We start from the raw sequence: 7,750 nt of genomic DNA, 5'->3' as shown, positions 1-7,750 counted from the left end.
ATAAACACGGGCGCGGGGTTGTGGAACAGGATTCCCGCGTAGCTGCCATCAGGCAAGCGTACAGCCAGATAGGGGGTACTGAAGTACGTGGGATCAACGTGGTGTTGTTTCCACTGGGCAAAGTGGAAGTCGGACCAGACGTCGGTGTTGTAAGTGACGGTGCGGGTTCCGCTAAATTCCAGCAACTCCATGCTCTTGCCCCCCTGACCGTAAAAGCGGCATCCCGTGGGAGTCGCAAACTGGAACAGACTGGCCTGACCGTTCAGGCCGATTCCGGCTTCGGGGCGGGTGGTGAGGATCGGTTCGCCACGCTCATTGCGGATGGTGAGCACGTGGCCATCCCAGTCCAATCGCGGGGCCGAGGCTTCCGGCGCGTTCAACTCAATCAAGCTCAGGTTTTCATCCCAGATGTCAGGATTTCGCAGCGTCACACGGTTGACGCCGTCGGCAAAGCTGGCCAAGGCAATCTCTACCTCGCGCGAGCCGACCTGCAGGCGCGGCCCGGCCCCTTGAGCGTAGCTAAAGTTCGCGGCGTGCGGATATTTCGTGAAGAACATGGCCCGCAGAGATTCTGACCGGAGCGAAAAGTTGTGAATACGTATTTAGGGCTGTTTGTCAGGGTAAGTAGGTGAATCTACCGGTCCAATGTAGTGAATCTGACCCTCGCTTTCGCGAATGATTCCCAGTTGTTGAGCGGTCGATAAAATACGATTCGTTTGCGCCTCGGTCCAGCCGAGTTCTGATTGAAGGTGTTCGCGCGTGTTCTCCGTGGATTCATCGGCCGTCCCGGCGTGGCGTTGCAGGTGGGCACAGAGCGCCATCACCCCGTCCTGCACTCGCGCCTGCTCGGCTTGAAGCCGACGGGCGTACCAACCCCGGTCCGGGGCAAACAGAACCGAGAGCCCGTAAAAGCTCCCGAGAATGACGACCACCATCCCGGCCGGACTCAGATCCCACTGTAGGGCCAGCCCGGTTCCAAGGGTGGCGGCGGCCGCGGCCGTCCCGATCGCGATTAGGGTCACGCCGAGTACGGCTCGGCGCCAAAGCAGTCCGATTGTCGCGGGAACGACCACGAGGGCAACGGCCAGAATCGCTCCGACGGCCGTGAAAGCAGCCACAATTGCGGTGGCCACGACCGTCATCAGGGCGGCATTCGCGAGGGCTGGCTTAAGGCCAATCAGCTTGGCGTAAGTCTCATCAAAGGCACTGGAAAGCAGGGGTCGATGCAAAAGAGTCGTGGTTACGCTCACAATCAGCAAACTTCCGATCATCAACCAAAAAGAGTTTGGTCCGAGATCTTGACCATTCAAGCTCAGGCGATCGAACGGGGCCAAGGTGAGATCGCCAAAGAGCACCGCGTCGGTGTCTAAATGGACGTCTTGGTACGCCAGCGACACCCACAGGACGCCGAGCGCAAACATCGCCGGAAAGACCAGGCCCAGCGCGGTGTCTTGGCGGAGCCGGGCTCGCTGAGCCAGCCATTCGACCAGGCCCACGGTGAGTAAGGCCGCGAAAAGAGCCCCCAAAAATCCGGTGAGCAGGTTGCGACTCCCGCTCAGCCAAAAGGCGGCGACCAGGCCCGGCAGCACCGCGTGACTGATGGCGTCGGCGGTCATGGCCCCTTTCCGCAGGACCAAGAACACTCCGGCCCAGGCGCAAACAATTCCGGCCAGAACCACAATCACCAGCATCCAGGCCGTTGCGGTCATGCAGGTTGCCTCCCCTGAGTTCGGGTCAGAGCTGAGCGGATTCCCATCGAAATGGCAACCCACGCGACCGCCAGCAGCACCACAATCGGCCCGGTCGGGGCGCCGGGAATCAGCAAACTCGCCGCGCTGCCCACCGCGCCAATCAGTCCGCCGAACAGGGCGGCCAGCAGGTAGGTATGGCCGTACTTGCGGGTGTATTGCAGGGCCGCAACGGGCGGAGCCACGAGCAGCGCGGAGACCAGCACCACGCCCACCGTGGAAAGTCCAACCACCACCCCCGCTGCCAGCAGCCCGGTCACCAAAAGGTCGATGCGGCTGGTGGTGAGCCCCACCGTTTCCGCGAATGTGCGGTCGAACGTGGCGGTGCGGATGGCAAAGTCGGCCCGCCAGAGAACAAGAATCGCCGCCGCCCCGACCCCGGCGGTTAACAGAATGTGAGCGGGCAGGAGGGCCGCCGCCTGACCGAAAAGAAATCGCTCGAGTCCAGCCGTACCGCCTTGTTGCTGCTGCACCACGCCCAAAAGCACCACGCCAATGCCAAAAAACACCGACAGGCTGGTACCGAGCGCCGCGCTGCTTTCGACCCGTGCCATCCGTCGGGCGATATCAGACAGGGTCAGGGCCAGGAGACCGGTCACGGCGGCCCCGACCAAGAGAACCGGAAGGGCGGTCGTGCCGGTCAATAAAGCCGCTCCGGCAATGCCGGGCAAGGCCGCATGGGCTAAGGTGTCTCCGACCAAAGCGCTGCGCCGAAGCACGGCCAGGGTGCCCAAGGTGCCGCAAACGGCTCCCAGCACGGTCACGCCAATGATGACCGTCAAATAGGTCGGATCGGTCAGGAGTTCCATCATGGCCTGGAGGGATGCGTCGCACGACTGGCCAGCACGGCTTCGGGGGTGCCGGTCGCCACAACCTGCCCTTGCTGAAGGGCAATCACGTGGTCAAAGTGCTGGCGGACGGTTTCTAGGTCGTGGTGAACGACCACCAGGGTTTGACCTTGCTGCACCATGCCGCGCAAGACGTGCAAAATGGTCACTTCACTGGCTTCATCCACTCCGGCAAACGGTTCATCGAGCAGCGTGATCTGGGTTTGCTGAGCCAAGGCGCGGGCCACGAAGACACGTTGTTGCTGACCTCCGCTTAAGTTGCCAATTGGGGTCGTGGCGAGCTCGCTCAAGCCAACCTGCGCCAAAGCTTCTCGCGCACGGGTTCGCTCGGCGGCTCCGGGTTTTCGCCACCAGCCTAGGTTGCGATACGTGCCCATCAGCACGACTCCCATCACGTCGATGGGAAAATCCCAATCCACCACGGCACGCTGAGGCACAAATCCGACGGGGTCGCGCCCCGACTTGCCAATGTGAACCGTTCCGCTCACCGGGGTGATGAGGCCCAAAATGGCTTTCAGCAAGGTGCTTTTCCCTGATCCGTTGGGGCCGACCAGGGCGACCAGCTGACCCTCGGGGATATCGACATCGAGGTCACGAAGGATGAGGCGGTCGCCGTAGGCCACGGTCAGGTCGCGGACGGTGAGAGCAGGCTGGTTCATTGCAGGGCCTCCTTAACAGAGCGGGCGTTCGCGCGAATCATTCCCGCCCACGTTGCCGCATCAGTACCGGGCTCGCCCAAGGCATCGGCGAAGAGGGCGCGCCCGATTTTCACCCGGTGCCCCCGCGCTTGACTCGCCGAGACGACGGCGCGGGCAGTGGCATCGGAGGTGCTGGTTTCGATGAAGACGGCGGGAATCTTCTCGTCCGCCACTTGCTCGGCCAGGGTGCGAATCTGTCGGGCCGAAGCCTCGGCGGCAGTGTTGATGCCTTGGATGCCATCGACCTGGATTTCAAACCGGGCGCCAAAGTACTGGAAGGCATCGTGAGATGTGATGAGTCGGCGTCGGGCCGGGGGGATCTTTCCGAGCTCAGCCCGAATTTCGGTGGCGAGGGATTCTGCCTGAAGGGCAAAGCGTTCGGCCCGCGATTTCACCTCATCGGCGTGTTCAGGCAACTGTTGGGCCAAGGCTTTGCCAAGCCACCGGGCGGTTTGGGCCCACAAAACCGGATCGTGCCACACGTGGGGGTCAATTTCGTCCTCCTCGCGCTTCAGCGTGGCCGGGTCAAGCGCATCCCCCAAAATGATGGCGCGGCCGCCCTGGGCGGCAAAGACGTCGGCCATCCTGCCTTCGAGCCCAAGCCCGTGGGCAACGATGAGATCGGCCTGATCCATCTTGATCAAGTCACGGGCCCGGGGTTTGTAGCTATGGGGGTCGATGCCGGGGCCCATCAGCGCAATGACCTCGACTTGGTCGCCACCGATTTCGCGCACTAAGTCGGCGGCGATCCCGGTGGTTGCGACAATGCGCGTGACGCCCGATTCTCGGAAGGGCGATTCTGCGGGGGCCAGAGCCAGGCCCAGCCCCACGGCGCCCAGGGCCAACAATGCCGCACCGATTCCGTATGCGCGGGCAAAGTTAGCCATGGCTAACTAATCTACCATGAGTTGCGTTTCGATGTTCCGTGAATGCAAAAAAGGCCCGGCTCTCCTTTTTCAGAAGAGCCGGGCGGTCATTGAGCTTTTCGGGGATTTACTTGCCCGCGTCGCCGCTGGCAGCTTCGCCGACCTTACCGGCGGCTTCACCGGCCGCAGCCCCGGCGGCACCGGCGGCTTCACCCACCTTGTCCGCGCCTTCCTTCACCGCTTCACCGGCTTGACCGGCGGCTTCGCCCACCTTACCAGCCGCTTCGCCCACGGCCGCACCCGCTTCGGCGCCCGCTTCCTTAACGGCCGCTCCGGCTTCAGCACCGGCTTCCTTCACGGCTTCGCCCGCCGCAGTCTTGGCTTCGGTCGCGGCTTCACCGGCCGCTTCCTTGACTTCGCCGCAGCCAACGAGGGCGAAAGCGCCCAGAACGAGGCCGCAAAGGGCCATTAACGTCAGTTTGTTCTTCATGTGTAGTCTCCAAGTGCGCGGAATCGTTCTCCGCCCTGGCGAGCCCCGTCAAAGCTCGTTCCTCCATGACGAATGCGGCGTCGCGCGCGCCGCAACCTGATCCCAATCTGGTTCCAAAGTGGGGCCAGATAAAGCTAGAAACCCGCTGCGACCGCGCTTGGTGCCCGATCGCAACGGATTTTATGTCGATAATGTGATGATGAATCGACTTTAGAACTTCAGCGAGTAGCTGAACTGCCCGGGAAGATTGCGGCTGTAGGCAAAGTTGAATCCGCCCAGGCCAACACCCACCGAGTATCCGACTCGCGAGGCGTAGCCCGCGCGCACGGCAAACCCGCGCGTCACCCAGTATTCGCCGCCCATCCGCAGTTCTTGCTTGCCGGCGCCGTTCCCCAGGTCGGCCCAGTCCAGGGCGATGTAGCCGCGATCGGGAATGAGATAACCGCTGCCCAAGTTAAAGGCGCGCTTGTAAGGCTTGGACTCACCGGGTGCGCCCAGCGGGTCGGTAGCAGAAAACTTCACGTTCGGGACGATCAGGTTATCAATGGTGGCCCCGTAGAACCAGCCACGATCCTTTTCCCGGCTGGCGATGACGCCCAGGTCAAGACCAAATCCGGTCTCGTCCAGCACATCTTGGCCGCCCATTTCGGGGGCAGGCCGTCCCCCGCCATTGGTGGCAATGTCGGTGCCGGTGACAAACTGGTGGCTGTAGTAGGTGCGGACGAACTTTGCGCGCGCACCCACACTGATCCCGCCCCACTCTTTGGATCGGATACGGCGACCGTAAGCCACGCCAAACTCGTACCCGGCGACGCCATAGGCATCCAGCCGGGAAGAAAGCGGCGGCGCACCGGCCGATCCGCTTTCCACCCAACCTTGCAGGTCGGCATTGGGGCGCGTAAAGGCGTGACCATCACCGCTGAAGCTGAACGCGAACCCGCCAAAGCTCAGGGCGACATCGGCCCCGGCCCCGAATTCAATCGATTCATCGCCAAACTGGCGGGCGAGGCGAGACAATTCGTTTTGGTCGAATCCACCATCGCCGACGGTGCCGTTAAAGTCTTCGAGATCGCTGAAGTTGATGCCCTGCAAGCGGAATCGGAAGCTGGGCCACGTGAACTTCAGCTTGCCATCGAGCAAGCCGTAGGCCGCCGGATTCATTTTGCCGCTTCCGGCCAGCTTGTAGGGAATGGCAAGACCCGCTTTGCCCATCCCCGGCGCGGCGCCCCCACCAATCTGAAAATCGGCCCGGCCAATGGCGGGGAGCATGGCAAGAACGACGGCCGTAGCCAGGAAAAGGATCGAATAGCGCATAACTGTGCCTGGCCTGCAAGAGGCCCGGTAGATTTATCGGTGCAATGCGCCAAAAATGAAGGGAGACGGGAAGAGAACGGGAGGCGACGTCACCGCCCGGACTCGCCCCGTAGTAACAGGTAAAACGATGGCCATGAATCGACCAGTGGTGATTGTGGGGGCCGGACTCTCGGGCCTGGTGTGCGCGCGGCGCTTGCATCAGGCGGGGTTGCCGGTGCTCATTCTCGAGTCCTCCGATCGCCCCGGCGGACGCATGAAGACGGATACCGTTGACGGATTCCGGCTTGACCGCGGGTTTCAGGTCTACTTTGACCAGTATCCGACCGCCCGGCTTGAGCTGGACTTAGCTCGGCTTGACCTGCGCCGTTATGAACCCGGCTGCCTGGTGTGGGATGGGCAAAAGCAGCACGAAGTCCACCGCGAGAACATCCTGCACACCCTCTTTAGCGGATGGGTGCCCATTTCTGACCTGATGCGCATTGCCACCTGGGGTCAAGAGGTGAAGGAGATGAGCTTTGAAGATGTCTGGGACATCGACGATGTGACCATTCCTGAGTTTCTGCGTGGCCGGGGATTCAGCGAAAAGTTCATCGACCGATTTGTGCGTCCGTTCTTCGGCGGCGTATTTCTTGATCGCAGCCTCAACGATTCGGCACGCCCCTTCTTGTTCTACTGGAAGTGTTTGGAGCAAGGCTACGCCACCACTCCCGCCGACGGGATTGAGGCGATTCCGGCTCAAGTAGCGGCCGACCTTCCGGCCGAGCTGTTCCGATTCAACACCCGGGTGGCCAAGCTGGTGGAAGAGGATGGTCGGGTGACCGGGGTCGTTACCGAGGGCGGCGAAACGATTGAGGCCGAACGCGTGATTCTGGCCACCGATGCCGCGACCCTCCGCGATCTTGCCGGCGTTCCGGTGCCCGTGGGCCACAAAAGCTGCACCACTGTCCACTTTGCGGTGCCCGAATCGCCCGTGGACGAAGGGATCTTGGTCGTGAACGGTTTGGGCCGAGGCGATGTGAACCACGTCGCAGTGCCCAGCAAGGTGGCCCGGGGTCTGGCTCCGGCGGGACAGCACTTGGTCTCCGCCACTCTGCTTGGCCTTCCCCCCGAGGACGACATGTACGTCGCCAAGTCGGTGCGCTACGAACTCACCCAGTGGTTCCCCAAGGCCAATGTGGCTGCGTGGCGACCCCTGCGGGTCGATCGCATTCCGTTTGCCCAGGTGGGCCAACCCGTCGGCTACGCCGGTCAACGGCCCGAGCGGGAACCCCGTCCGGGATTGGTGGTGGCCGGAGAAGCCGCGACCTATCTGGGCATTGATGGGGCCGTCCGCGCCGGACAAGACGCGGCCGTGGCCGTGTTGAGCCAGCTGCGGGAGCCCGTCCGCGCGTGAGCCGTATTGCCGTCGTTGGGGCGGGCATGGCCGGCTTGGCTGCCGCCCGCGCTCTGCAGGCGCAAGGGTTCGCCGTCACGGTCTTTGAGAAAAGCCGCGGGTTCGGGGGGCGTTGCGCCACCCGCTGGATCGGTGACTACCGATTTGATACCGGCGCGACCTTTGTTACCCCCGACGGCCACGCCTTGGGCGCGGTGATGCAAACGGAGCTCTCAACCGATGGGTTGATCCAGATCGAAAAGCCGATGTTTGCGTGCAGCAAGGGTCGGGTGATGAGCGGGGCAGCGGCGGTCAGTCGCGACTCGTGGAGCGGCTGGGCAAGTACGACCGCCAGCTGCAGCCGGGCCTCTCCTTCGTGCTGCCGGTGGTGGAGAAGGTGGTGAGCCATGAGTC

The 7,750-nt window shown here is 62.7% G+C and carries 9 protein-coding genes; 2 read left to right on the top strand and 7 right to left on the bottom strand.

Annotated elements, in window-relative coordinates:
• The 7 genes from ACLNEE_RS16395 to traF form a co-directional block, all read right to left on the bottom strand.
• A partial coding sequence (locus ACLNEE_RS16395; RefSeq protein WP_412007401.1) for a hypothetical protein occupies positions 1–557 on the bottom strand: 557 nt, incomplete at its 3' end.
• A gap of 45 nt (positions 558–602) precedes the next feature.
• On the bottom strand, positions 603–1,709 hold the full coding sequence (locus ACLNEE_RS16390) for a metal ABC transporter permease (RefSeq protein WP_412007400.1): 1,107 nt from the start codon (positions 1,707–1,709) through the stop codon (positions 603–605).
• A complete protein-coding gene (locus tag ACLNEE_RS16385; protein ID WP_412007399.1) occupies positions 1,706–2,560 on the bottom strand; it encodes a metal ABC transporter permease in 855 nt (284 codons plus the stop codon). Before ACLNEE_RS16385 ends, ACLNEE_RS16390 begins: the two co-directional genes overlap by 4 nt.
• Positions 2,557–3,219 carry a metal ABC transporter ATP-binding protein gene (locus tag ACLNEE_RS16380; RefSeq protein ID WP_412007398.1) on the bottom strand — a complete coding sequence of 221 codons (663 nt, stop codon included), beginning with the start codon at positions 3,217–3,219 and terminating at the stop codon, positions 2,557–2,559. Before ACLNEE_RS16380 ends, ACLNEE_RS16385 begins: the two co-directional genes overlap by 4 nt.
• A gap of 32 nt (positions 3,220–3,251) precedes the next feature.
• Positions 3,252–4,181, bottom strand: a complete 930-nt coding sequence (locus tag ACLNEE_RS16375) for a metal ABC transporter solute-binding protein, Zn/Mn family (RefSeq protein WP_412007397.1) — start codon at positions 4,179–4,181, stop codon at positions 3,252–3,254.
• Between the two features lie 106 nt (positions 4,182–4,287).
• Positions 4,288–4,650, bottom strand: a complete 363-nt coding sequence (locus ACLNEE_RS16370; RefSeq protein WP_412007396.1) for a hypothetical protein — start codon at positions 4,648–4,650, stop codon at positions 4,288–4,290.
• Positions 4,651–4,860: 210 nt separating this feature from the next.
• Positions 4,861–5,964: a conjugal transfer protein TraF gene (gene traF, locus ACLNEE_RS16365; protein ID WP_412007395.1), complete on the bottom strand. Its 1,104-nt coding sequence runs from the start codon at positions 5,962–5,964 to the stop codon at positions 4,861–4,863.
• A 127-nt stretch (positions 5,965–6,091) separates the two neighbouring features.
• Between traF and ACLNEE_RS16360 the strand changes: the two genes are divergently transcribed.
• Both ACLNEE_RS16360 and ACLNEE_RS16355 read left to right on the top strand, forming a co-directional pair.
• Positions 6,092–7,357 carry an NAD(P)/FAD-dependent oxidoreductase gene (locus ACLNEE_RS16360; protein ID WP_412007394.1) on the top strand — a complete coding sequence of 422 codons (1,266 nt, stop codon included), beginning with the start codon at positions 6,092–6,094 and terminating at the stop codon, positions 7,355–7,357.
• Entirely contained in the window at positions 7,354–7,740 is a 387-nt protein-coding gene (locus ACLNEE_RS16355) for an FAD-dependent oxidoreductase (protein WP_412007393.1), read from the top strand. The genes ACLNEE_RS16360 and ACLNEE_RS16355 overlap by 4 nt, the downstream gene beginning before the upstream one ends.
• The last annotated feature ends 10 nt before the right edge of the window (positions 7,741–7,750 follow it).

This window comes from Aphanothece stagnina RSMan2012, assembly GCF_046764815.1.
Lineage (GTDB): Bacteria > Cyanobacteriota > Cyanobacteriia > PCC-6307 > Cyanobiaceae > NIES-981.
The sequence above is the reverse complement of the archived record's forward strand: the minus strand, read 5'-3'. Positions and strand labels throughout refer to the sequence as shown.

What these genes read in the sequence shown, in the direction of transcription:
- ACLNEE_RS16360 (WP_412007394.1), top strand. Translation starts at nt 6,092, where the DNA reads ATGGCCATGAATCGACCAGTGGTGATTGTGGGGGCCGGACTCTCGGGC.
- ACLNEE_RS16390 (WP_412007400.1), bottom strand. Translation starts at nt 1,709, where the DNA reads ATGACCGCAACGGCCTGGATGCTGGTGATTGTGGTTCTGGCCGGAATT.
- ACLNEE_RS16375 (WP_412007397.1), bottom strand. Translation starts at nt 4,181, where the DNA reads ATGGCTAACTTTGCCCGCGCATACGGAATCGGTGCGGCATTGTTGGCC.
- ACLNEE_RS16370 (WP_412007396.1), bottom strand. Translation starts at nt 4,650, where the DNA reads ATGAAGAACAAACTGACGTTAATGGCCCTTTGCGGCCTCGTTCTGGGC.
- ACLNEE_RS16385 (WP_412007399.1), bottom strand. Translation starts at nt 2,560, where the DNA reads ATGATGGAACTCCTGACCGATCCGACCTATTTGACGGTCATCATTGGC.
- traF (WP_412007395.1), bottom strand. Translation starts at nt 5,964, where the DNA reads ATGCGCTATTCGATCCTTTTCCTGGCTACGGCCGTCGTTCTTGCCATG.